This window comes from Pseudomonas sp. QS1027, from assembly GCF_002814235.1.
In the GTDB taxonomy this organism is placed as follows: Bacteria; Pseudomonadota; Gammaproteobacteria; order Pseudomonadales; family Pseudomonadaceae; genus Aquipseudomonas.
Genome location: NZ_PHSU01000038.1, coordinates 25,189 through 48,707 on the forward strand (window position 1 = coordinate 25,189; position 23,519 = coordinate 48,707).

General features: G+C 62.7%; 21 protein-coding genes. 12 read left to right on the forward strand and 9 right to left on the reverse strand.

The annotated features are described in order from the left end of the window. Positions 1–66: 66 nt before the first annotated feature. From CWE01_RS29940 to CWE01_RS29955, 4 genes are all read left to right on the forward strand, one after another. A complete protein-coding gene (locus CWE01_RS29940) occupies positions 67–2,820 on the forward strand; it encodes a response regulator (protein ID WP_100944189.1) in 2,754 nt (917 codons plus the stop codon). Between the two features lie 68 nt (positions 2,821–2,888). After that, positions 2,889–3,878, forward strand: coding sequence for a 2-hydroxyacid dehydrogenase (locus CWE01_RS29945; protein ID WP_100944190.1), 990 nt, complete (start codon positions 2,889–2,891; stop codon positions 3,876–3,878). 105 nt (positions 3,879–3,983) lie between these two features. Beyond that, positions 3,984–4,418 carry a hypothetical protein gene (locus CWE01_RS29950; protein WP_100944191.1) on the forward strand — a complete coding sequence of 145 codons (435 nt, stop codon included), beginning with the start codon at positions 3,984–3,986 and terminating at the stop codon, positions 4,416–4,418. Beyond that, positions 4,418–4,822 carry an META domain-containing protein gene (locus CWE01_RS29955; protein WP_100944192.1) on the forward strand — a complete coding sequence of 135 codons (405 nt, stop codon included), beginning with the start codon at positions 4,418–4,420 and terminating at the stop codon, positions 4,820–4,822. The genes CWE01_RS29950 and CWE01_RS29955 overlap by 1 nt, the downstream gene beginning before the upstream one ends. Positions 4,823–4,825: 3 nt before the next feature. Here the strand turns inward: CWE01_RS29955 and CWE01_RS29960 are convergent, their stop codons facing one another. Continuing rightward, the gene (locus CWE01_RS29960; RefSeq protein WP_100944193.1) at positions 4,826–5,287 is read right to left on the reverse strand and encodes a TlpA disulfide reductase family protein; all 462 of its coding nucleotides are present in this window, start codon (positions 5,285–5,287) and stop codon (positions 4,826–4,828) included. 115 nt (positions 5,288–5,402) lie between these two features. Here CWE01_RS29960 and arsC point away from each other — a divergent pair, with 115 nt between their 5' ends. Genes arsC through CWE01_RS29975 form a run of 3 tightly spaced genes read left to right on the forward strand, consistent with a single transcriptional unit; the run spans position 5,403 to position 6,776 of the window. After that, positions 5,403–5,756, forward strand: coding sequence for an arsenate reductase (glutaredoxin) (gene arsC, locus CWE01_RS29965; RefSeq protein ID WP_100944194.1), 354 nt, complete (start codon positions 5,403–5,405; stop codon positions 5,754–5,756). Further along, complete coding sequence (gene wrbA, locus CWE01_RS29970; RefSeq protein WP_100944195.1) at positions 5,753–6,358, forward strand: NAD(P)H:quinone oxidoreductase; 606 nt, start codon at positions 5,753–5,755, stop codon at positions 6,356–6,358. Before arsC ends, wrbA begins: the two co-directional genes overlap by 4 nt. Next, complete coding sequence (locus CWE01_RS29975) at positions 6,351–6,776, forward strand: DUF2069 domain-containing protein (protein WP_100944196.1); 426 nt, start codon at positions 6,351–6,353, stop codon at positions 6,774–6,776. The genes wrbA and CWE01_RS29975 overlap by 8 nt, the downstream gene beginning before the upstream one ends. 157 nt (positions 6,777–6,933) lie before the next feature. Here CWE01_RS29975 and CWE01_RS29985 read toward each other — a convergent pair whose 3' ends face one another. Together CWE01_RS29985 and ttcA are read right to left on the reverse strand one after the other, a co-directional pair. After that, positions 6,934–7,605 carry a DNA-3-methyladenine glycosylase I gene (locus CWE01_RS29985; RefSeq protein WP_100944197.1) on the reverse strand — a complete coding sequence of 224 codons (672 nt, stop codon included), beginning with the start codon at positions 7,603–7,605 and terminating at the stop codon, positions 6,934–6,936. Then, positions 7,606–8,430, reverse strand: a complete 825-nt coding sequence (ttcA, locus tag CWE01_RS29990) for a tRNA 2-thiocytidine(32) synthetase TtcA (protein ID WP_100944198.1) — start codon at positions 8,428–8,430, stop codon at positions 7,606–7,608. It abuts the gene before it with no gap. 294 nt (positions 8,431–8,724) lie between these two features. On the opposite strand from ttcA, the gene CWE01_RS29995 reads away from it, so the two are divergent. Together CWE01_RS29995 and CWE01_RS30000 are read left to right on the forward strand one after the other, a co-directional pair. Continuing rightward, on the forward strand, positions 8,725–9,327 hold the full coding sequence (locus tag CWE01_RS29995) for a Yip1 family protein (protein WP_100944199.1): 603 nt from the start codon (positions 8,725–8,727) through the stop codon (positions 9,325–9,327). Between the two features lie 135 nt (positions 9,328–9,462). Continuing rightward, positions 9,463–9,957, forward strand: coding sequence for a SprT family zinc-dependent metalloprotease (locus tag CWE01_RS30000; protein ID WP_100944200.1), 495 nt, complete (start codon positions 9,463–9,465; stop codon positions 9,955–9,957). 145 nt (positions 9,958–10,102) lie between these two features. Here CWE01_RS30000 and CWE01_RS30005 read toward each other — a convergent pair whose 3' ends face one another. Together CWE01_RS30005 and CWE01_RS30010 are read right to left on the reverse strand one after the other, a co-directional pair. Next, on the reverse strand, positions 10,103–11,284 hold the full coding sequence (locus tag CWE01_RS30005; RefSeq protein WP_100944201.1) for a CaiB/BaiF CoA-transferase family protein: 1,182 nt from the start codon (positions 11,282–11,284) through the stop codon (positions 10,103–10,105). A 284-nt stretch (positions 11,285–11,568) separates the two neighbouring features. Then, positions 11,569–12,900, reverse strand: coding sequence for a dicarboxylate/amino acid:cation symporter (locus CWE01_RS30010; RefSeq protein ID WP_100944202.1), 1,332 nt, complete (start codon positions 12,898–12,900; stop codon positions 11,569–11,571). A gap of 335 nt (positions 12,901–13,235) precedes the next feature. On the opposite strand from CWE01_RS30010, the gene CWE01_RS30015 reads away from it, so the two are divergent. Continuing rightward, positions 13,236–14,234, forward strand: coding sequence for an AraC family transcriptional regulator (locus tag CWE01_RS30015; protein WP_100944203.1), 999 nt, complete (start codon positions 13,236–13,238; stop codon positions 14,232–14,234). Between the two features lie 15 nt (positions 14,235–14,249). On the opposite strand, the gene CWE01_RS30020 is transcribed toward CWE01_RS30015, so the two are convergent. Both CWE01_RS30020 and CWE01_RS30025 read right to left on the reverse strand, forming a co-directional pair. Beyond that, positions 14,250–15,596, reverse strand: coding sequence for an ATP-binding protein (locus CWE01_RS30020; RefSeq protein WP_100944204.1), 1,347 nt, complete (start codon positions 15,594–15,596; stop codon positions 14,250–14,252). Next, entirely contained in the window at positions 15,593–16,270 is a 678-nt protein-coding gene (locus tag CWE01_RS30025; RefSeq protein WP_100944205.1) for a response regulator, read from the reverse strand. Before CWE01_RS30025 ends, CWE01_RS30020 begins: the two co-directional genes overlap by 4 nt. Before the next feature lie 218 nt (positions 16,271–16,488). Here CWE01_RS30025 and CWE01_RS30030 point away from each other — a divergent pair, with 218 nt between their 5' ends. Further along, positions 16,489–17,214 carry a 4'-phosphopantetheinyl transferase gene (locus CWE01_RS30030; RefSeq protein WP_218274304.1) on the forward strand — a complete coding sequence of 242 codons (726 nt, stop codon included), beginning with the start codon at positions 16,489–16,491 and terminating at the stop codon, positions 17,212–17,214. A 94-nt stretch (positions 17,215–17,308) separates the two neighbouring features. Here the strand turns inward: CWE01_RS30030 and CWE01_RS30035 are convergent, their stop codons facing one another. Continuing rightward, positions 17,309–18,919, reverse strand: a complete 1,611-nt coding sequence (locus CWE01_RS30035; RefSeq protein ID WP_100944207.1) for an ATP-binding protein — start codon at positions 18,917–18,919, stop codon at positions 17,309–17,311. Then, positions 18,916–19,638 (reverse strand): response regulator, encoded by a 723-nt coding sequence (locus CWE01_RS30040; RefSeq protein ID WP_100944208.1) that lies wholly within the window; start codon positions 19,636–19,638, stop codon positions 18,916–18,918. The genes CWE01_RS30035 and CWE01_RS30040 overlap by 4 nt, the downstream gene beginning before the upstream one ends. Before the next feature lie 747 nt (positions 19,639–20,385). Here CWE01_RS30040 and CWE01_RS30045 point away from each other — a divergent pair. Continuing rightward, positions 20,386–23,286, forward strand: coding sequence for a ribonucleoside-diphosphate reductase subunit alpha (locus tag CWE01_RS30045; RefSeq protein ID WP_100944209.1), 2,901 nt, complete (start codon positions 20,386–20,388; stop codon positions 23,284–23,286). Positions 23,287–23,519: the final 233 nt, after the last annotated feature.

A 23,519-nucleotide genomic window follows, 5' to 3' on the forward strand; every position in this document is an offset into this window, starting at 1 on the left:
GATGCGCGCGCCGATAATCGAAGATGGGCGTGTCTGCCGGACGCTGAATCTGACGGAGAGTGTTGCGTGCTTAAAAACCTGGGCATCAAAGGCCGCGTAGTGCTGCTCACCCTGCTGCCGACCACGCTGATGGCGTTGGTGCTGGGTGGCTATTTCACCTGGCTGCAACAGTCGGACCTGCAGACCCAGTTGCTGCAGCGCGGCGAAATGATCGCCGAGCAGCTCGCGCCGCTGGTCGCGCCGGCCCTTGGCCATAACGATGTCGACCTGCTGGAGCGCATCGCCACCCAGTCCCTGGAACAGACCGACGTGCGCGCCGTGTCCTTTCTCGGCGCCAACCGCGAGCAACTGGCCCATGCCGGCCCGAGCATGCTCAACCAGCCGCCCATCGGCAATAGCAGCCACCTGTTGCAGCGCACCGGCAACGATGCCACCCGCTATCTATTGCCGGTCTTCGGCCGCCACCGCAATATTTCCGGCGAGGTGATCCCGGAGGAAGCCGACCGCCTGCTGGGCTGGGTCGAGCTGGAACTGTCCCATAACAATATGTTGCTGCGCGGCTATCGCAGCCTGTTCGCCAGCCTGCTGCTGATTGCTACCGGCCTCCTCGGCACCGCCTTGCTGGCCCTGCGCATGAGCCGCACGATCAACGCGCCGATCGGCAAGATCAAGCAAGCCGTGGCCCAGCTCAAGGAAGGCAACCTGGAAACCCGCCTGCCGCCCCTCGGCAGCCAGGAGCTGGATCAACTGGCCTCGGGCATCAACCGCATGGCCGAGACCCTGCAGAACGCCCAGGAAGAATTGCAGCACAGCATCGACCAGGCCACCGAAGACGTGCGGCAGAACCTGGAAACCATCGAGATCCAGAACATCGAGCTGGACCTGGCGCGCAAGGAGGCCCTGGAGGCCAGCCGGATCAAGTCCGAGTTCCTCGCCAACATGAGCCACGAGATCCGCACACCGCTCAACGGTATCCTCGGTTTCACCCACCTGTTGCAGAAAAGCGAACTGACCCCGCGCCAGCTCGACTACCTGGGCACCATCGAGAAATCCGCCGACAGCCTGCTGGGGATCATCAACGAAATTCTCGACTTCTCGAAGATCGAGGCCGGCAAGCTGGTGCTCGACAGCATTCCGTTCAACCTGCGCGACCTGCTCCAGGACACCCTGACCATCCTCGCCCCGGCGGCCCACGCCAAGCAGCTGGAACTGGTCAGCCTGGTCTATCGCGATACCCCGCTGTCGCTGATCGGCGACCCGCTGCGGCTCAAGCAGATCCTCACCAACCTGGTGAGCAACGCGATCAAGTTCACCCGCGAAGGCACCATCGTCGCCCGGGCCATGCTCGAGGAAGAACACGAAGACAGCGTGCAGTTGCGCATCAGTGTGCAGGACACCGGCATCGGTTTGTCGAACCAGGATGTCCGTGCGCTGTTCCAGGCGTTCAGCCAGGCCGACAACTCACTGTCGCGGCAACCCGGCGGCACCGGCCTGGGGCTGGTGATTTCCAAGCGCCTGATCGAACAGATGGGCGGCGAGATCGGCGTCGACAGCACCCCGGGCGAAGGCTCGGAATTCTGGATCAGCCTGAGCCTGCCCAAGACCCGCGACGATATCGAAGACCTGCCCGCCGCGCCGTTGCTCGGACGCCGCGTGGCGGTCCTGGAAAACCACGAACTGTCGCGCCAGGCCCTGCAGCACCAGTTGGAAGACTGCGGCCTGGAGGTGACCCCGTTCAACAGCCTGCAAAACCTCGCCAATGGGGTGACCGGGGCGCACCAGACCGACCAGGCCATCGACCTCGCGGTCCTCGGTGTCACCGCCCAGGAAATGCCGCCGGAACGACTGAGCCAGCATATCTGGGACCTCGAACACCTCGGCTGCAAAGTGCTGGTGCTGTGCCCGACCACCGAACAGACGCTGTTCCAGCTCTGCGTGCCCAACCCCCACGGCCAGCTCCAGGCCAAGCCGGCCTGTACGCGCAAATTGCGTCGGGCCCTGGCGGAACTGATCACCCCGCGCCCGGCACGCCTGGAACCTGTCGAGCCCCTGGGCAGCCGGGCACCGCGGGTGCTTTGCGTCGACGACAACCCGGCCAACCTGCTGCTGGTGCAGACCCTGCTCGAAGACATGGGCGCCTGGGTACTGGCAGTGGACAGCGGTTACGCGGCCATCGACGCCGTGCAACGCGAAGCCTTCGACCTGGTGTTGATGGATGTGCAGATGCCAGGGATGGATGGCCGGCAAAGCACCGAGGCGATTCGCCAATGGGAGCATGAGCGGCAAAGCACGCCGCTGCCCATCGTCGCCCTCACCGCCCACGCCATGGCCAACGAAAAACGCGCCCTGCTGCAAAGCGGCATGGACGACTACCTGACCAAACCCATCAGCGAGCGGCAACTGGCCCAGGTGGTACTCAAATGGACCGGCCTGGCCCTGCGTAACCAGGGGCCGGAGCGGGTCGGCGAACAGGGCCGCACCGGCAGCGAGCTGCTGGTACTCGACCCGGACGAAGGCCTGCGCCTGGCCGCCGGCAAGCCCGATCTCGCCGCCGATATGCTGGCGATGTTGCTGGCCTCTCTGGAAGCCGACCGCGAAGCGATTCGCCAGGCCCGCAATGCCAACGACCACAACGCCCTGATCGAGCGGGTCCACCGCCTGCACGGCGCCACCCGCTACTGTGGCGTGCCGCAACTGCGCGCGGCCTGCCAGCGCAGCGAAACCCTGCTCAAGCAGGACGCCCCCAATGCCCGCCAGGCATTGGACGAGCTGGACATCGCCATCGCCCGGCTGGCCGTCGAGGCCCGTGTCAGTGCCTGATCCACGGCAACAGGTTGAATGGACGCCGACGATAGAGTGTCGGCCATCCCCCCGAAAGGAATCCCCCGATGCGCGTCATTTTCTTCAGCAGCCAGACCTATGACCGGGACAGTTTCCTCGCCCTTTCTGGCGCCAGCGACCTCGAACTGCATTTCCAGCCCGCACGGCTGAACCTGGATACGGCGCCACTGGCCCATCGGCATGAAGTGCTCTGCGCCTTTATCAATGACGACCTGAGCGCGCCGGTACTGGAAGAACTGGCCGCCGGCGGTACCCGGCTGATCGCCCTGCGCTCGGCGGGCTACAACCATGTCGATCTGGACGCCGCCGCGCGCCTGGGTCTGTGCGTGGTCCGCGTCCCGGCCTACTCGCCCCATGCCGTGGCCGAACACGCCGTCGCCCTGGTGCTGGCCCTCAACCGGCGCCTGCACCGGGCCTATAACCGCACCCGCGAGGGCGACTTCAGCCTGCACGGCCTGACCGGGTTCGACCTGGTGGGCAAGACCGTCGGTGTGGTCGGCACCGGGCAGATCGGCGCGACGTTCGCCCGGATCATGGCCGGCTTCGGCTGCCAGCTGCTGGCCTACGACCCCTTCCCCAATCCCGAACTGCTGGCCCTCGGCGCCCGCTACCTGAGCCTGCCCGAACTGCTGGCGCAGTCGCGGATCATCAGCCTGCACTGCCCGCTGACCGCCGAAACCCATCACTTGATCAACCGCGACACCCTCGCCCACCTGCAACCGGGGGCGATGTTGATCAACACCGGGCGCGGCGGCCTGGTGGACACACCGGCGCTGATCGACGCGCTCAAGGACGGCCAACTCGGCTATCTGGGCCTGGATGTCTATGAGGAAGAGGCCCAGGTGTTCTTCGAGGACCGTTCCGACCTGCCATTGCAGGACGATGTGCTGGCGCGGCTGCTGACCTTTCCCAATGTGATCATCACCGCCCACCAGGCCTTCCTGACCCACGAGGCGCTGGCGGCGATTGCCACGACCACCCTGGACAATATCGCCGCCTGGAGCGCCGGTACGCCGCAAAACCAGGTCGGCGGTTGACGCGCAGCCGGCCCGGATCATCCCCTCCACCGGATCGAAGGTCGCACGCCGCTGCCATTTGCGCGGCGTCTGCGTGCTAGCATACCGGCCATATTTGGAGGACCCATGGTCGAACACGATTTCCGCTACAGCCTGATGAACCCGCAACACACCCTGACCGAATGCCGCGCCCTGGTGCCGGGACGCTATCAGGTCACCGGCAACGGTGGCTCGATCCGCGCCGACGATGTCCTGCTGGTGACCCTCAAGGGCAGCAAGGACCTGTCCATGCGCCTGACCGTGGACACCGTTCGCCATCTGATCAATCCGCCGGGCCAATGGGTCGCGGTCGCCAAGGGGCCGGTCTTCGGCGAACTGGCGATCCACCAGTGGCAGGTCAACTGCGACAGCTGCGCCAAGGAACTGAACTTCGAATTCGCGGTGGACGCCAAGCTTGGCAACCCCGCACAAAAACCAGCCGCCACGGCACGTATCGCCGAGCTGGGCTGGACGACACAGGGCGAGAAACACCTGTGCCCGAGATGCCAGGAGGCAAAGTAATGAAACGTGCGGTGATTCTGGGAATGTTGGGCGCCGGCCTGTACGGCTGCGCCGGCGAACAAGTGCACTTGCAGCAGGATCACAGCTACGTGCTGGAGTGGATCGGCGAACGTCCGCTGATCGACAACAGCCATCTGACCGTCACCCTCGGCGACGATGGCCGGGCCTACGGCACCGGCGGTTGCAACCACTGGTTCGCGCCTTACACCCTGGAGGGCGGGAACCTGAGCTTCGGCAAGGTCGGCAGCACCCGCAAGCTCTGCGCCCCGGCCCTGATGGAGCAGGAAAAACGCTTCCTCCAGGCGCTGGAGAATGTCCAGCGCTGGGATATCTCGCCCATCGAGCAGGTGCGTTTCTGGCCGCAGGAAGGCAAGCCGCTGCGGCTGTGGTCGGAAGAAGGCTGAGGCTCAGCCACGCAAGGCTTTGAGCTTGGCCAATACGCCTGCCGCGGTCTGCTCGCCCATCAACTGCTCGCGAACCTTGCCCTTGTCGTCGATGATGTAGGTCACCGGCAAGGCTTCGCTGCGCGGCAGGTCGAAGAAGTCCGCCGGATCCTGGGCCAGCACCGTGAAACGGATGCCCAGGGTTTCGCCGGCCTTGCGCAGGTCATCGCCCTGCAAGCCATCGAAATTCACCCCGAACACTTCCGCCGACTGACCCTTGAGCTGCTCGGACAGGGCATTCAACTCCGGGATCTCGGTACGGCACGGGCCACACCACTCGGCCCAGTAGTTGACCACCTTCCACTGTTTGTCCAGGCGCTCGGACGCGACCTTCTGGCCGTGCTGGTCAACGCCGTAATCGTTGCCGCAACCGCTCAGCAGCAACGCCCCCATCATCGCCAATACGGCGGCCAATCGCCTTGCCATGTGCACAATCCCCCGTCAAATAAGTCATTGACTGCGACCCTTTACCTCACAAGGTTCAGGAGCACCCGTCAGGCAGGTAGAATACCCGCCACCTTACGCAAGATGCGACCCGCACATGACCGATCTGACGCTTTATCACAACCCGCGCTGCTCGAAATCCCGCGGTGCGCTGGAACTGCTCCAGGGCCGTGGCCTCACGCCCACCGTCGTGCACTACCTGGAAACCCCGCTGAACGCCGCGCAGCTCAAGGAGTTGCTGGGCAAGCTCGGCATCGGCGCACGGCAACTGCTGCGCACCGGCGAGGATGAATACAAGCAGTTGAATCTGGCCGACAGCCAGCTCAGCGAAGAACAGCTGATCGCGGCCATCGCCGCACACCCCAAGCTGATGGAGCGGCCGATCCTGGTAGCCGGTGACAAGGCGATCATCGGTCGCCCACCGGAAAATGTGCTGGAGATCCTGCCGTGAGTTCACCTTACGTTCTGGTGTTGTTCTACAGCCGTAACGGTTCGACCCGCGAAATGGCCCGGCAGATTGCCCGTGGCGTCGAACAGGCAGGGCTGGAGGCGCGCCTGCGCACCGTGCCGGCGATCTCCAGCCAGTGCGAAGCCGTGGCGCCGGAGATTCCCGAGGAAGGCGCGCTGTATGCCAGCCTCGACGACCTGAAGAACTGCGCGGCCCTGGCCATGGGCAGCCCGACCCGCTTCGGCAATATGGCGGCGCCGCTGAAGTACTTTATCGACGGCACCAGCAACCTGTGGCTGACCGGCGCCCTGGTGGGCAAGCCGGCCGGGGTCTTTACCTCGACGTCGAGCCTGCATGGGGGCCAGGAAAGCACCTTGTTGTCGATGCTGCTGCCGCTGCTGCACCACGGCATGCTGGTCACCGGCCTGCCCTACAGCGAGTCGGCCCTGCTCGACACCCGAGGTGGCGGGACGCCCTATGGCGCCAGCCACCATACCGGCGTCGACGGCAAACGCGCGTTGGACGAGCATGAAATCGCCTTGTGCCGGGCACTCGGCCTGCGTCTGGCGAAGACCGCCCTGAGCCTGGAGAACGGCCGTGGCTAGGAAGCCCAAGGTGTTGCCGCCCCAGGCCTGGCTCGAAACGCGTGTGCGTTGGAGTCGTCGCCTGGCGCTGGTGTGTTTTCTCGGCCTGATCGCCTTTCTGAGCATCTATTACCTGATGTTCGCCGACCTGCACGGTGCGCGGCCCTGGGTGATCCTGTTGATCGAACTCGTGCCGCTGCTGCTCTTGCTGCCGGGGATGTTGCTGGGCAGCGCGCGCGGGCACTCGTTCACCTGCTATGTGGTGAACCTGTACTTCATCAAGGGGGCGTTGGCGGCGTTCGATCCCAATCGACAGCTATTCGGTGTGCTGGAGATGGCCGCGAGCGTGGCGGTGTTCTGCAGCGCGATGGTCTATGTGCGCTGGCGTCATCAGTTGAATCGGCGGTTGGCTGGAGAGGGGCAACTTCAAGCGACGTAAAGGCTGAACACGGTCCTGTAGGAGCCGGCTTGCTGGCGATGGGGCCAGTCAACCTTGCATCGCCTGAGCGGCCGCCATCGCCAGCAAGCCGGCTCCTACAAGGTTTCGGGCACGACGATAAAGGGTATCGAGGCCACGATTTTTTGTAGGGGCAGACTCAATGATTGGTGGTGTACGCCAACATCATCGACAGCTGGCACATCGGCCGCCCACTCTCGGCATGCCACTGGTTGAAGGCATCCTGCACAATCGCCAGATCCCGCAGGCTGGTCGGCACCTTGTCGACGATCTTCTGCGCATTCAGCGCCGCCACCACGTCATAGGTCGGGACAAAAGTGTCCTTGCCGACCATCCGCAGAAAACGCGGCGCCGACAGCCCGCCCAACTGATGGCCGTGCTTGGCCAGGTACTTCCACAAGCCGGTGATTTCAGTGACCGGCCAATCGGCGATCAATGCGCCGAAACTGCCCTTCGCCCTGGCCACGTCCAACACCATCTGCGCATTGCGCGGCACGCTCTTGAGCTTGCCCAGGTGGCGAATGATCCGCGCGTCCTGCATCAGACGCTCCAGATGCTCGGCGCCCATCAACACCACTTTTTCCGGGTCGAAGCCAAAAAACACCTGTTCGAACACCGGCCACTTGGCATCCACCAGGCTGTGCTTGAGGCCGGCGCGGAAGACCCGCAAGGCAATCATCGACAGATAACGGTCGTCCGGCAGTTCACGCAGTTGCTGCGAACTGGCCGGCACCGGTAATTCAGCCTCCAGCGCGGCGGCCGAACCAAAACGGTTCAGGCAGTACTCATGCAACCATTTGTAATCGCGCATTCAGAGGTTCACTACGTTGACGAAGCGCGATGCGGCGGTCTCATCGATTCGAAGGTGGGTAAAGTCGAACAGGTTGCGGTCAGCCAGTTGCGACGGCACGACGTTCTGCAAACCACGGAAGATGCTTTCGGTACGCCCGGGGGTCTTGCGTTCCCACTCCTGGAGCATGTCCTTGACCACCTGGCGTTGCAGGTTTTCCTGGGAGCCGCAGAGGTTGCAGGGAATGATCGGGAATTGCTTGAGGTCCGAGTAGGCCTGGATGTCCTTCTCGCTGCAATAGGCCAGCGGCCGGATCACCACGTTGCGCCCGTCGTCGGCCCGCAGCTTGGGCGGCATGGCCTTGAGCGAGCCGTTGTAGAACATGTTGAGGAAAAAGGTTTCGACGATATCGTCGCGGTGATGCCCCAGGGCCATCTTGGTCGCGCCGATCTCGTCGGCGAAGGTGTACAGCGTGCCGCGACGCAGGCGCGAACACAGGGAGCAGGTGGTCTTGCCTTCGGGGATCAGTTCCTTGACCACCGAGTAGGTGTCCTTCTCGACGATGTGATACTCCACGCCCAGTGCCTTCAGGTAGGCGGGCAGCACATGCTCGGGGAAACCGGGCTGCTTCTGGTCCATGTTCACGGCGACGATGTCGAACTTGATCGGGGCCACTTTCTGCAAGTGCATCAGAACGTCGAGCATGGTGTAGCTGTCCTTGCCGCCGGACAGGCAGACCATGACCTTGTCACCCTCTTCAATCATGTTGAAGTCGGCGATCGCCTCACCCGCTTGGCGGCGCAGGCGTTTCTGCAGTTTGTTCTGATTGACCGAAAGAGTGCCCATAGCTCTTGCCCTAACCCTTGAAATCCGCGCGAGGTGTGTCGAAAAGGCGATTATTTTACCTATAAACCGGCGCGGGGCGAAGATGGAGCAACAGCCCTGTTCAAGCAGGGCTAATGACCAAATACGACAATGCGATTACAGTCCCGCCCGACAGTTCGATTTGCTCTAAAGCGCGCGGCTCTCCCTCCCTATACTGCGACATAAGGTCGCATATAAATCCAGACCTGACTTCGGCCACTTGGCCCGCAGGCGCTCCACCGGGGGGCGATGGCAATAACAAGAGGAGTGACTGGCATGATCCATCACGTAGTCGGACTGTTCACCCATCCTGATCAGGAATGGCGACAAATCCGTGGCGACGCCGAGGAAAGCATCGGCCATATGTACCTCACCCACACCCTGATCCTGGCCGCCATCCCGGCCATTTCGGCCTTTATCGGCACTACCCGGATCGGCTGGGTCATCGGCAACCGCGCGCCGGTGATGCTGACCCAGGACAGCGCCATCTGGATGACCCTCATGTCCTATATCGCCATGCTCGGCGGTGTGGCGGTAATGGGCGCATTTATCCACTGGATGGCCCGCACCTACGACGCCAACCCCAGCCTGGCCCGTTGCGTGGCCTTCGCCACCTACACCGCCACACCGCTGTTCATCGGCGGCTTGGCGGCGCTCTACCCACACATGTGGCTGGGGATGATCGTCGGCACGGCGGCCATCTGCTACACCGTCTATCTGCTGTACGTCGGCCTGCCGACCTTCATGAACATCCCTTCGGACGAAGGCTTCCTGTTCTCCAGCTCCGTCCTGGCTGTCGGCCTGGTGGTGCTGGTGGCGATCATGGCCTTTACCGTGATTGTCTGGGGCCTGGGCGTCGGCCCGGTGTACACCAACTGAATAAAACAAAGCCATAACTGCCAACACAGGCCGCCGCAAGGCGGCCTTTTAATGCGTCATGACCATTCGGCGCCTGACGGATTCGGAAATCCCCGGGTTTACGGCATACTCGACGTCTCTGGAGATCCGTACAGCATGCCCGAGCAACTCAAGACCCGCGTCGAAGACTGTTTCCAACAAGCCGAATCCTTTTTCAAACGACCTTTCAAACGTCCTGTGGTCAGCCTCAAGCTGCGTGGCCAGAAGGCTGGCGTCGCGCATTTGCATGAAAACCTGCTGCGTTTCAATCCGCAGCTGTACCGGGAAAACAGCGAAGACTTCCTCAAGCAGACCGTGGCCCACGAGGTCGCGCACCTGATCGCCCATCAGTTGTTTGGTGAACGCATCCAGCCCCATGGCGAGGAATGGCAGCTGATCATGCGCGGGGTCTATGAACTGCCGCCCAATCGCTGCCACACCTATGAGGTGCAGCGCCGCCGGGTGACGCGGTATATCTACCGCTGTCCGTGCGCCGACAGCGACTTTGCGTTTTCGGCCCAGCGTCATCGGCTGGTGGACGAGGGCCGGCGCTATCTGTGTCGGCGTTGTCGGCAGACGCTGGTGTTCAGTGGTGAAATGCGAGTGGAGTAAGTTTCCCCAGTGATGGTGGCCTTACCGGCCTCTTCGCGGGCAAGCCCTGCTCCTACAGGATTGTGGTGAACGCAGGATTTGTGTTCGACACCGAACTGTAGGAGCAGGGCTTGCCCGCGAAAGCGATAAAACAGGCACAACAACCTCAAACCATAACACCAGCCTCCCGCAACACCGCTATCCGCTCTTCGCTGTACCCCAACTCCCGCAACACCTCTTCACCATGCTCGCCCAACCGCGTGCCGATATGTCGAGGCGCCGGTAACCCCTGGGAAAATTTCAACGGACAAGCCATCTGCGCCTGCATGCTGCCATCCCCTCGGGGCACCTGCACCACCACCTCCCGGGCCTGCAACTGCGGATGCTCGACCGCCTCGCCCAGGCTGAGCACCGGCTCGACGCAGGCATCCAGCCCGGCAAACAAGGTGCACAGCTCATCGAAATCACGCTTTTCAAACTCGACCTGCAACGCCTGCTTCAACGCCTGTTGCGCTTCAGGCTTGGACGACAACCCTTGAGCCGCCAACTCCGCGCATCCCAAAGCACCGCACAACTGCTGCATAAACCCCGGTTCCAGGCTACCCACGGCAAACCAGCGCCCTTCCCGGCTACGGTAATAGTCGTAGAAACTGCCGCCATTGAGCATCTGTCCCTCGGGACCAGGCGTTACTCCACAAGCAAGAAACCCCGCCCCAGCCATGGCATTCAGGCTGAAGGCACAATCGGTCATGCTGACATCGACGTGTTGCCCCGACCCCGTCTGCTGCCGGGCGATAACCGCCGCCAGCAAGCCGATCACCCCGTGCAGCGAACCGCCCGCCACATCCGCCACCTGCATAGCCAGGGGCAGCGGTCCACTCTCCCGGCGCCCGGTGTAGCTGGCCAATCCCGATAGCGCCAGGTAGTTGATGTCATGCCCGGCCCGATCGCGGTAGGGACCGGTCTGGCCATAGCCGGTAATCGACACATAGATCAAACGCGGGTTGATCACCTTCAGAGCCTCATAACCCAGCCCCAGCCGCTCCATCACCCCGGGACGGAACTGCTCCAGGACGATGTCATGCTCGCGCACCAGGTCATGGATCACCGCCACCGCTTCGGCCTGCTTCAAGTCCAGGGCCAGGCTGCGCTTATTGCGATTGAGCCAGGCGTGGCTGGCGGAAACGTCCCGGTCGTGGGGCGGCCATGCCCGCAACAGGTCCAGGCGTGCGGGTGATTCGATGCGTAACACCTCGGCGCCCATGTCCGCCAGCAACAGCGAGGCGAACGGTCCCGGCAGCAATGTCGAGAAATCCAGTACCTTGAGTGACGCCAATGGACCTTGCATGGGCTTTCCATTTTCCAGATCGACGGAGCTCCAGCCTAGGCAGCCCACCACCCGACGGCAAGCACCACACTGCTCGGCAGCACTGACGCAAACGCTCAATGACACGAATTGCCCTTGTAGGAGCCGGCTTGCTGGCGATTGCGATCTGGCCGTCGACATCGTTGTCGCCTGATGAGCCGTCATCGCCAGCAAGCCGGCTCCTACAAGGGGCGCGGACATATCGGGGTACCGCACAGGCATAAAAAAACCCATCCGAAGATGGGTTTTCTTATTACCGCTGAAGCTTACTTGACGCTTGGCGCCGAGCCTTCGGCTACGCCCAGGTCGTCCAGTGCGCGCTCGTCTTCAATACCGCGACCACCGGAAGCCAGTTCCGTGTGCAGTTGGTCTTCGTCCAGTTCCTTGACCCACTTGGCCACCACCAGGGTCGCCACGGCGTTACCCACCAGGTTGGTCAAGGCGCGGGCTTCGGACATGAAACGGTCGATACCGAGGATCAGTGCCAGGCCGGCCACCGGCAGGTGACCTACGGCCGAGAGGGTCGCCGCCAGTACAATGAAACCACTACCGGTCACGCCCGCCGCGCCCTTGGAGGACAGCAGCAACACCAGCAACAGGGTGATCTGGTGGGTGATGTCCATGTGGGTGTCAGTCGCTTGAGCGATGAACACGGCCGCCATGGTCAGGTAGATCGAGGTACCGTCGAGGTTGAAGGAGTAACCGGTTGGAATGACCAGGCCGACGACCGACTTCTTCGCGCCCAGGCGTTCCATCTTGACCAGCATGCGTGGCAGGGCCGATTCCGAAGAGGAAGTCCCCAGCACGATCAGCAGCTCTTCACGGATGTAGCGGATCAGTTTCAGTACGCTGAAGCCGTGTGCACGGCAGATGGCGCCCAGTACCACCACCACGAACAGGATGCAGGTGATGTAGAAGCAGATCATCAGCTGGCCCAGTTGCACCAGGGAGCTCACACCGTAGGCGCCGATGGTGAAGGCCATGGCACCCAGCGCGCCCAGTGGCGCCAGTTTCATGATCATGTTGATGATGTTGAACATCACGTGGGCGAAACGATCGATGAACTCCAGCAGCGGCTTGCCGTAGGCACCCAGGCGATGCAGGGCGAAACCGAAGATCACCGAGAACATCAGCACTTGCAGGATATCGCCGTTGGCGAAGGCGCCGACGATGGTGTTCGGGATCACGTTGAGGATGAAGCCAACCACGCTCTGGTCTGCGCCAGCGGTGACGTAGGCCGCGACTTTCGAGGCGTCCAGGGTGGCCACGTCGATGTGCATGCCGTTACCTGGCTGGATCACGTTGACCACGACCAGGCCGATCAACAAGGCGATGGTCGAAACCACTTCGAAGTACATCAGTGCATAGCCGCCGGTCTTGCCGACCGCTTTCATGCTCTGCATGCCGGCAATGCCGCTGACAACGGTGCAGAAGATGATCGGGGCGATGACCATTTTGATCAGCTTGATGAAGCCGTCACCCAGTGGCTTGAGGGCCACCGCGGTCTGTGGGTAGAAATGGCCGAGCAGGATGCCGATAGCGATGGCTACGACCACCTGGAAATACAGGGATTTGTACAGTGGCTGACGAGTCGTCATTGCAAAGTTCCTCAAGAGATCACACGCCCGTTATCCATCAGCGGCCATGGGACCTGAAGCACGAACCCTCCTGCACTGGAGGGATTTTTGTTTTTTATCGAACTGCGTGGGGCAGACCGCTTAACTCTTCGCAAAGCCCGTGCCACTTTTGCAAAATAGCGGCAAAGCCTTTAGCCATCATGCCTGCCGGGTTTTATCGCGCTATCACCCTTACAGCATAGATGGCGGATTTCCGCCCATCCACCCCAAAGCACCCGAGGATTTGGCGGATATCCGCCTTGTCCCTGCGTCATTTCCATGACTAACATCGGCCACTCAATGGACGGAAGCGCCCCATGCGTGAACGCAGTATCGCCAGCCACTTCGCCCGCGCCGCCCTGGAGGGTGCGCGTCGGCAGAACCACGACTGTGCGCCACTGCTGCAACGCCTGGGCATCGCTGCGCAGTGGCTCGACGAACCGCGGGCACGCCTGGCGCCAGAGCAGTTCACCCAACTGCTGCAAGGGCTCTGGCTGGAGCTGGACGACGAATACCTGGGGTTCGGCCAGAGCCGCTGCCAACGCGGCACTTTCGCCATGATGATGCATGCGCTGATTCATTGTCCGACCCTGGAAAAGGCCCTGAACCGCGGCCTGCTGTTCTACAGCCTGTTCCCCGACGCGCCACGCCTGCAGCTCAGCCGCGAAGGCGACTGCGTGCGCCTGAGCCTGGACGCCTCGAACCTGTGGGACCCGGATCACTTTCTCAGCGAATGCCTGCTGGTGGTCTGGCACCGCCTGGGCAGTTGGCTGATCGGCCAGCGCATTCGCCTGCTCGAGGCCAGCTTCGGTTACCCGAGGCCCGACCACGCCAGTGAATACGACCTGTTGTTTCCTTGCCCCCTGAGCTTCGACGCCGCCACCAGCAGCCTGCTGTTCAGCAGCCGTTACCTGGGCATGCCGTTGCAGCAGGACGAACGCACGCTCAAACAGTTCCTCGGCCGCGCCCCCGCCGACCTGCTGGCCCGCCCCGACGATGGCGACAGCCTGAGCAGCCAACTGCGGCGCCTGCTCAGCCGGGATGCCAGTCGCTGGCTGGACCTGGAGGCGGTCGCCCAGCACCTGCACATCAGCCCGCAGACCCTGCGCCGGCATTTGCGCGAGGAAGGCACGAGTTTTCAGGAACTCAAGGATCAACTGCGGCGGGACATCGCCATCTACCATCTGGGCCGTAGCGAACTGTCATTGCAACAGATCGCCGAACAGCTGGGTTTTTCCGAGCCCTCGGCCTTTCACCGGGCCTTCAAGAAGTGGACCGGCCTGACTCCCGGAGCCTATCGCGCCCAGGAACTGTAGAGGTGGGCCCGACAGTTACTGCGGCGGGAAATGGATGCGGAACGATGCGCCACCCAGGGTCGAATCCCCCAGGGTCATCTCGGCGTCGTAGCTCTGGATGATGTCCTGGACCACCGCCAGGCCGATGCCCTGCCCCGGATGCTGACGGTCCAGGCGCTCGCCGCGCTGCAGAATCCGCGCCCGCTGGTCGGGCGGCACCCCTGGCCCGTCGTCCTCGACATACACCTCGACCCCCTGCAAGCCCCGGCGCAGGCTGACCCGCACCTGACCCAGGCACAGGCGATAGGCGTTCTCCAGCAGATTGCCCAACAATTCCAGCAACGCGCCCTGCTCGATCGGCACATGGCTGAACTGCGGCACGTCGATGGCGACCTTTACCTGCTTGTCGCGATAGACCTTGTCGAGGGTGCTGCACAGGCTGTCGAGCACCGGGCGCAGTTCGACCTGGTGCCGGACCAGGCCGCTCTTGCGCAAGCTGGCGCGTTGCAACTGATAGCTGATCTGCTGGTTCATCCGTTCGATCTGGCTCTGCAGGACCCGGGCCTGCTCGCGATCCTGCGGCCGCTGCGCCATGCCTTCACTGACCCCTTGGAGGACCGCCAGGGGCGTTTTCAGGCTGTGGGCCAGATCGTCCAGGGAATCGCGATAGCGGCTGCGCTGTTCGCGCTCGCTGCGCAACAGGCGGTTGAGGGAGCCGGTCAGGCGCAGCAGTTCCCGCGGATGCTCCTCGCTGAGGCTTTCCAGTTCGCCGCTCTCGATCTGGTCCAGTTCCTGGCTCAGCCGCCGCAACGCGCGCAGGCCCCAGGTCAGGCCGAGCCAGAGCAGGGCCAGCAGCACGGACAAGGCGGCGCCGAAGCCCAGGTAGAGTTTTTCCCGCAGGCCGGCCAGGGTCATGTTGTATTCGCGCATCGGTTGCAGGGCGACAAAGCTGTAGGCGGCGCTCTTGCCGCCAAGCAACTTGACCTCGACGTCATAGACGAAGAACTCGTTGCCGTTGTCCTCGCGGATTTTCGCGAACTCGTTGCCGCGCCCGTCATACCGCGGGCGGTAATTGATGTGCTCTTCCTGGGTTGCCCGCGAACGCCAGACCAGGCGTCCCTCACGGTCGAAGATATAACCCAGCAGGCGGCTGTCGGGCAGGTTGAATCGCTCGTCGGGGAGCAGATCGGGCATCTGCAGCTTCTGTTTTTCGATGCGCGCCGCGGAAATCAGCGTGGTCACGTCCGAGGCCAGGCGTTGCTCGATGGAATCCTGCAAGGCCAGGCTGAACGCCCCCTGCATCGCCGGCAACAGGGCCAGCATGAACAATATCGCCAGGATGGTGGCGGCCAGCATCAGCCGCACCCGTAGCGAACGAATCACCGGCAGCGCTCGTTGAACAGGTAGCCCAGGCCCCGCACGGTATCGATAGGTTTGAACCCGACAGGTCCTTCCAGCTTGCGCCGCAAGCGCCCGACCAGCACCTCTATTACATTCGGATCACGCTCGTCGTCGTCCGGGTACAACTGCTCCATCAGACGATCCTTGGCCACCACCTGCTGGTGATGACGCATCAGGTATTCGAGAATCCGGTATTCGTAGGCCGTCAGCGCCAGGGGCTGGTCGTCGAGGGAGGCCTGCTTGCGATTGAGGTCCAGCAGCAGGGGGCCGGCGGTAATGGTCGACTGGGTGAAACCGCTGGAGCGCCGCAGCAAGGCATTCATCCGTGCCTCCAGTTCCTCGAACTGAAAGGGCTTGACCAGATAGTCGTCGGCACCGGCGGCCAGGCCTTCGACCTTGTCCTGCCAGTTGCCGCGCGCGGTGAGAATCAGGATCGGGAAAACCTTGCCGCGCGAGCGCAGTTGGCGGATCAGGTCCAGTCCGCCCATGCCCGGCAGGCCGAGATCGATCACCGCCAGGTCATGATGGAACTGCTCGGTCTGGTACAGCGCCTCTTCGGCATTGCCCACCGCCTCGACCACGTGGCCACTGTCGCTCAAGCGGGTCTGCAAGTGATGGCGCAACAACGCTTCGTCTTCTACCACCAGCAATTTCATAGTGCTCTCCCAACGCTACCGGCATCGCTTCGCCCATAACGGTAACTCAGTTCTGCCAAAGTGTTTCATGAAAGACACGGCCGACCAGCCAGCAGCAGATTCGCGCATCATCATTGATACAGAGTAAACAAGCGGCCCTGAACTCCCCCTGAACACATTTGGATGGACAAGGGAATCGGATCTGGAAAGCGCCGCCCCAACCCGGCAAAATGCCCGACATGAACAGCCTCCCCGCCCTACCCGTTTGCTGCACGCCCCTCGACGCCCATTGGCCGTTGCCCGAGGCCGTGGCGCATTGCGTCTTGCTCAGCACCCGGTTCAGTCCGTCGCAGCTCGCCGCGGACGATTTCCAGCGTAGCCGCATCGAACCGCCGGCGAGTATTCAACGCTCGGTGGCCAAACGCCAGGCCGAGTTTCTCGCCGGGCGCCTCTGTGCTCGCGCCGCCCTGCGGCAGCTGGACGGTACCGACTGCGTTCCGGCCATTGGTGAAGACCGTGCGCCGATCTGGCCTGCCCATATCACCGGTTCCATCACCCACGGCACCGGCCGGGCCGCCGCCATCGTTGCGCCTAAATCCCACTGGCGGGGCCTGGGCATGGACCTGGAAGACCTGCTGAGCGCAGACCGGGCCGAGCGACTGGCCGGCGAAATCCTGACTCCGGCCGAGATGGAGCGCATGGCCGCAGGTTCCGCCGAACAGATCGCCCTGCTGGTGACCCTGACCTTCTCGGTCAAGGAAAGCCTGTTCAAGGCGCTCTACCCGCTGGTGCAGAAGCGGTTTTACTTCGAGCACGCCGAAGTGCTGGAGTGGGATATCAGTGGGCAGGTGCGCCTGCGTCTGCTGACAGACCTGTCCAGTGAATGGTGCCATGGCACGGAATTGCAGGCGCAGTTCGGCCTGCATGAAGGGCAATTGCTGAGCCTGGTCGCCATCCCGGCTTGAATATCACCTTAGAGCCTTGCTGTGTGCCTGCCGACGCTATCGCCAGCAAGCCGGCGCCTACAGGAGATCAGCGTCACCCAGGGAGCGAGCAGCCTCAGGCCTTGTCCTGATAACGCGGCCAGCTCAGGCTGAAGCACGCACCATCGAGCAACTGGCTCTTGCCGATCAGTGCCCGCCCTTCGTGCCAGTGGATGATCCGCCGCACGATGGACAATCCCAGGCCGTGCCCTCCCGAGGCCCGGGTCCGGCTGTCATCCAGGCGCATGAACGGCGTGAAGATCCGCTCCCAGGCACTTTCCGGTACCCCGGGGCCGTCGTCCTCGACATCCACCCGGCAACGCAACGGCCCGACCTGGTAGCTGATGCAGACCTGCGACTGCGCATGGCGCATCGCGTTGCTGACCAGGTTCTGCAAGGCCCGATGCAGGTAACGCGGCTCGGCCTCGACCCACACCTCGTCTCCGGTGGCCAGTGGAAAGCACAGCCCGCGGGTCACCCGCACCTCCACCCGCAATGGCGCCAGCTCGCCGATCACCTGGTCGACCAGGGCACTGAGGTCGATCCGCCGGAAATCCAACGCCGGGGTGCCCTGCTCCAGGCGGGCGTAGGTCAGCATCTCGTCCACCAGCCGGTCGAGGTCCTGGATATCGCCATCCATGCCCTCCATATATTTGTGCCGGGCCTCGGGCGTCTGCGCATCGCCAATCATTTCCAGGCCGAAACGCAGGCGTGCCACCGGGGTACGCAGCTCATGGGACACCGCTCGCACCAGTTCGCGCTGGATCATCAGCGAACGTTGCAGGTGTTCGGCCATGCCGTTGAACGCTGCCGCCAGGCGCCCGATGGAGTCCACGCCACCGGCCGGCACGCGGGTTTCCAGATTGCCCTGGGCCAACCGCGTGGCCGCCGACTCGAGCCCGCGCAGGCGCCGTTCCAGCCGTCGCACCAGCAGGTAGACGATCAGGCCGATCAAGCTCAAGCCGAGCACGGCAATCAGCACCAGCCACTGCGCCGGGTAGGGGTTCATCTGATACAGCGGGCCGATTTCCAGGACCCAGGGCGTACCGGACAGGCCGGCAAACACCCGGATCGAATCACCCCCCTTGCCCAGGGCCATGACCGTGTCGCCTTCGCTGATCCGCCGGCGCTGGTCTTCATCCATATCGGCCTGGTCCAGGGTGACCAGCTTCATGTCGAAACCAAAACCCTTGTCACGCTTGAGCGCCGCCAGGCGTGCCGGCTGTTCGGCATCCGGATAGCGCACCAGTTCGTCGGCCAACAGGTAGATGGTCGCCCGGGCCAACTGTTCGCTGATCTGCTGGACCTCTCCAGTTAATACCAACTGCTCCGGGTCACTGACCAATCGATAGACCTTCGCCGCATAAGGCCCGGTCTGCTCCACCAGGGCCTGGCCGCGCAGCACCCGGGTACGCTGGCCGAGATCCAGGTGCACATCGGCCAGTGTCTGCAGGGCCAGCGGAATACCCAACAGCCGCTCCCACACCGCCAGGGCCCGACGGCGCTCGATTTCATCCATCGGCCGCAGGTTGTCGGCCATCAGCGAGAAGGTGCCATGGGCCAGGTGCTCGCGATATTGCTCGCTGCGCACCTGGTTGAGCAGGTGCAGGGCCAGCACCCCGAGCAACGCCACCAGCACCAGCGCGGCGCACATGCCGCCGTAGATGCGCAGGAAGATCGAGTTCACGACGGCAGGCCTGCGAACGCTTCGGGGACGAACAGATAACCCTTGCTGCGAATGGTCTTGATCAGCCGTGGATGCTCGGGGTCGTCGCCGATTTTCGGGCGAATACGCGAAATACGCACATCAATGGAGCGGTCCTGGCCGTCATAACCGATGCCGCGCAAGGCGGTGAAGATTTCTTCGCGAGAAAGGATCCGCCCGGCATTCGCCACCAGCAACCAGAGCAGATCGAACTCGGCGCTGGTCAGTTCGATCCCCGCCCCGCTCAGCCAGGCCTCGCGCAAGGCGTTGTCGATCAGCAGCGGGCCGAACTGCAGGCGCCGGACCTTTTCCTCGGCCGCGCCCTGAAGCGGCTCGCCGCGCCGCAACAGCGCGCGGATCCGCGCCAGCAACAGGCGCGGGCGCACCGGCTTGCAGACATAATCGTCGGCCCCCAGGTCCAGCCCCTGGATCTGGTCGAGATCGTCGGTGCGTGCGGTCAGCATCAGGATCACCCCGTCGTAGCGCTCGCGCACCTTGCGGCAGATGCTCAGGCCATCCTCGCCGGGCAGCATCAGGTCGAGAATCACCAGGTCGGGCTGCTCGGCGATAATCCGCTCGGCGGCCCGGGCGCCGTTGCCCTCGATGGAGACCCGCAAGCCGTTGCTCTCCAGGTACTCACGGGTCAACTCGGCCAGACGCTGGTCATCCTCGACTATCAATACCTGCCAGGCTTGCTCCACGGGGGCGACCTCTGCGTGTAAATGTTCAGTGTTGAAAGGATCCACCCGTCTTTTTGTCATGATTTGGGAGGATATAGAAAGGCTAGGGCCGGCCGATTGTAGCAACGACAGGGTCATCGCACACACGCCAGGATTGGCGCTCGGTCACGGGCTTTTTTTGTGATAGGGTTCGCGCCCGCAAAAATCCGCGGGCAAGGTTGGCAGCGGTAAAAAACAATGACAGGCGGTGCAATCCCTGCCTGCCGCGGCCTACACGCGCTTTCAAGCTTTCATACACAAATTACGCACAGATTTATCCACAGGCAGTACGTTGCAATCAGCCCCCAAAACGCATTATCTTGTATCTCGGCAGCAAAAAAACCCAACATGTAGGGTTTTCGCCCAAAATCCCCAACCACATTTCGCGTCAGGAACTCAAGCTCTTTTCTTGCATCCGCGGGGTTGAACTAAACACCGATTTGAAAGCCCAAACCGCATACGCGGATGGCAGCCGTTCTTCCCCCATGCGTGGGAAAACGGTACGGGTGTTGCAGGGCAAATGCAGGACAAAACTGTCACCCATCAGGAATACCGCTGCGGGCCAACGACCCGCAGCGTTGAAAACTTCGGCATGGAAGCGGCGCTCGAAAGCCCTCTTCCGCTGTCCCGAAGTGGTTACGCCCGACATCGTTCGGTTGTAGTGCTTCAGGACAGAACGGTGGGCACCTTCGTGGTGCCCAAACAAACATAGAGAACGTGGAGACACCCATGCAAACCGACACAACTCGCGAGAACCCGCAAGGCACCGTGCCGCAGGCCGCCGATTCGAATCTGGATCTGTCCGCCACCGCGCCGGGCCAACTGCGCGTGATCAAGCGTAACGGCACTGTCGTTCCTTACACCGATGACAAGATCACCGTCGCCATCACCAAAGCGTTCCTCGCAGTTGAAGGCGGCACCGCTGCCGCCTCGTCGCGCATCCACGACACCGTCGCCCGCCTGACCGAACAGGTCAGCGCGACCTTCAAGCGTCGCATGCCTTCGGGCGGCACCATCCACATCGAGGAAATCCAGGACCAGGTCGAACTGGCCCTGATGCGTGCCGGCGAGCAGAAAGTCGCCCGTGACTATGTGATCTACCGTGATTCGCGAGCCAAGGAACGCGCCATCCGCGCGCCATCCGAAGAGCCGGTCAACGCTCACCCGTCGATCCGCATCACCCGCGCCGACGGTAGCGTCGCGCCGCTGGACATGGGCCGCCTGAACACCATCGTCAGCGAAGCCTGCGAAGGCCTGGAAGAAGTCGACGGCGACCTGATCCAGCGCGAAACCCTGAAGAACCTCTACGACGGCGTGGCCCTGAAAGACGTCAACACCGCCCTGGTGATGACCGCCCGGACCCTGGTAGAGCGCGAGCCGAACTACTCCTTCGTGACCGCCCGCCTGCTGATGGACACCCTGCGTGCCGAAGGCCTGAGCTTCCTGGAAGTGGCCGACAGCGCCACCCACCACGAAATGGCCGAGCTGTACGCCAAGGCACTGCCTTCCTACATCGCCAAGGGTATCGAATTCGAACTGCTGAACCCGATCCTGGCCGAGTTCGACCTGGAAAAACTCGGCAAGGCGATCAACCACGAGCGCGACCAGCAGTTTACCTACCTGGGCCTGCAGACCCTGTACGACCGTTACTTCATCCACAAGGATGGCGTGCGTTTCGAACTGCCACAGATCTTCTTCATGCGCGTGGCCATGGGCCTGGCGATTGAAGAGAAGCAACGTGAAGAGCGTGCCATCGAGTTCTACAACCTGTTGTCGTCCTTCGACTACATGGCTTCGACTCCGACCCTGTTCAACGCCGGCACCCTGCGTCCACAGCTGTCGAGCTGCTACCTGACCACCGTGCCGGACGACCTGTCGGGCATCTACCACGCGATCCACGACAACGCCATGCTGTCGAAATTCGCCGGCGGCCTGGGCAACGACTGGACTCCGGTGCGCGCACTGGGTTCGTACATCAAGGGCACCAACGGCAAATCCCAGGGCGTCGTGCCGTTCCTCAAAGTGGTCAACGACACCGCCGTAGCGGTCAACCAGGGCGGCAAGCGCAAAGGCGCGGTCTGTGCCTACCTGGAAACCTGGCACATGGACATTGAAGAGTTCATCGAGCTGCGCAAGAACACCGGTGATGATCGTCGTCGTACCCACGACATGAACACCGCCAACTGGATCCCTGACCTGTTCATGAAGCGCGTCTTCGATGACGGCAAGTGGACCCTGTTCTCGCCATCGGAAGTGCCGGACCTGCACGACCTGACCGGCAAGGCCTTCGAAGAGCGCTACGAGTACTACGAAGCCCTGACCGAGTACAACAAGATCAAGTTGTTCAAGGTCGTCCAGGCCAAGGACCTGTGGCGCAAGATGCTCTCCATGCTGTTCGAAACCGGCCACCCATGGCTGACCTTCAAGGACCCGTGCAACCTGCGCAGCCCGCAGCAGCACGTGGGCGTGGTCCACAGCTCGAACCTGTGCACCGAGATCACCTTGAACACCAACAAGGACGAGATCGCCGTCTGCAACCTGGGCTCGATCAACCTGCCGAACCACATCGTCAACGGCCAGCTGGACAAGACCAAGCTGCAACGCACCGTGAACACCGCCGTGCGCATGCTCGACAACGTGATCGACATCAACTACTACTCGGTGCCGCAAGCGAAGAACTCCAACTTCAAGCACCGTCCGGTCGGCCTGGGCATCATGGGCTTCCAGGATGCGCTGTACCTGCAGCACATCCCTTACGGTTCGGATGCCGCCGTCGACTTCGCCGACAAATCCATGGAAGCGGTCAGCTACTTTGCGATCCAGGCTTCCTGCGACCTGGCTGACGAGCGTGGCGCCTACGAGACATTCCAGGGTTCGCTGTGGTCCAAGGGCGTCCTGCCGCTGGATTCGCAACAGATCCTGATCGAGTCCCGCGGCCAGAAGTACATCGATGTCGACCTGACCGAAAGCCTGGACTGGGCACCGGTTCGCGCCCGTGTACAGAAAGGCATTCGTAACTCCAACATCATGGCCATCGCACCGACCGCGACCATCGCCAACATCACTGGCGTTTCGCAGTCGATCGAACCGACCTACCAGAACCTGTATGTGAAATCGAACCTGTCGGGCGAATTCACCGTGATCAACCCGTACCTGGTTCGCGACCTGAAGGCTCGCGGTCTGTGGGACTCGGTCATGATCAACGACCTGAAGTACTACGACGGTTCCGTGCAGCAGATCGAACGCATCCCGCAAGAGCTCAAAGAGCTGTATGCGACTGCCTTCGAAGTGGAAACCAAGTGGATCGTCGATGCCGCCAGCCGTCGCCAGAAGTGGATCGACCAGGCGCAGTCGCTGAACCTGTACATCGCCGGTGCTTCGGGCAAGAAACTCGACGTGACCTACCGCATGGCCTGGTACCGTGGTCTGAAGACCACCTACTACCTCCGTGCCCTGGCCGCGACCAGCACCGAGAAGTCGACCATCAACACCGGCAAGCTGAACGCTGTTTCCAGCGGCGGCAACCACGGTGACGATTCGGTCCTGGCGGCGCCTACCGCGCCAGCCGGTCCGGCGCCAGTGCCAAAGGCCTGTGCGATCGACGAGCCGGATTGCGAAGCTTGCCAATAAGCTGAGCGAGGCCCGCGCCTTACCGCGCGGGTTGAGAAACCCCCGTCAGGCCCTGGGCCTGGCGGGGGTTTTCTTTTGCCTGGAGCAAACCGGCGTGCAACCCCGCTCCTGCGGCCTGCCACATCCCTGTAGGAGCCGGCTTGCTGGCGATGAGGCCTTGAGATCCACATCGATCATTCGGCCACTATCGCCAGCAAGCCGGCTCCTACAGGACCATGTCGCTGGCGAGATCG

Excerpts from the sequence above, each read along its gene's own strand:
- CWE01_RS29945 (WP_100944190.1), top strand. The coding sequence starts at position 2,889 with ATGCGCGTCATTTTCTTCAGCAGCCAGACCTATGACCGGGACAGTTTC.
- CWE01_RS29950 (WP_100944191.1), top strand. The coding sequence starts at position 3,984 with ATGGTCGAACACGATTTCCGCTACAGCCTGATGAACCCGCAACACACC.
- CWE01_RS29955 (WP_100944192.1), top strand. The coding sequence starts at position 4,418 with ATGAAACGTGCGGTGATTCTGGGAATGTTGGGCGCCGGCCTGTACGGC.
- CWE01_RS29960 (WP_100944193.1), bottom strand. The coding sequence starts at position 5,287 with ATGGCAAGGCGATTGGCCGCCGTATTGGCGATGATGGGGGCGTTGCTG.
- arsC (WP_100944194.1), top strand. The coding sequence starts at position 5,403 with ATGACCGATCTGACGCTTTATCACAACCCGCGCTGCTCGAAATCCCGC.
- CWE01_RS29985 (WP_100944197.1), bottom strand. The coding sequence starts at position 7,605 with ATGCGCGATTACAAATGGTTGCATGAGTACTGCCTGAACCGTTTTGGT.
- ttcA (WP_100944198.1), bottom strand. The coding sequence starts at position 8,430 with ATGGGCACTCTTTCGGTCAATCAGAACAAACTGCAGAAACGCCTGCGC.
- CWE01_RS29995 (WP_100944199.1), top strand. The coding sequence starts at position 8,725 with ATGATCCATCACGTAGTCGGACTGTTCACCCATCCTGATCAGGAATGG.
- CWE01_RS30000 (WP_100944200.1), top strand. The coding sequence starts at position 9,463 with ATGCCCGAGCAACTCAAGACCCGCGTCGAAGACTGTTTCCAACAAGCC.
- CWE01_RS30005 (WP_100944201.1), bottom strand. The coding sequence starts at position 11,284 with ATGCAAGGTCCATTGGCGTCACTCAAGGTACTGGATTTCTCGACATTG.
- CWE01_RS30010 (WP_100944202.1), bottom strand. The coding sequence starts at position 12,900 with ATGACGACTCGTCAGCCACTGTACAAATCCCTGTATTTCCAGGTGGTC.
- CWE01_RS30015 (WP_100944203.1), top strand. The coding sequence starts at position 13,236 with ATGCGTGAACGCAGTATCGCCAGCCACTTCGCCCGCGCCGCCCTGGAG.
- CWE01_RS30025 (WP_100944205.1), bottom strand. The coding sequence starts at position 16,270 with ATGAAATTGCTGGTGGTAGAAGACGAAGCGTTGTTGCGCCATCACTTG.
- CWE01_RS30030 (WP_218274304.1), top strand. The coding sequence starts at position 16,489 with ATGAACAGCCTCCCCGCCCTACCCGTTTGCTGCACGCCCCTCGACGCC.
- CWE01_RS30045 (WP_100944209.1), top strand. The coding sequence starts at position 20,386 with ATGCAAACCGACACAACTCGCGAGAACCCGCAAGGCACCGTGCCGCAG.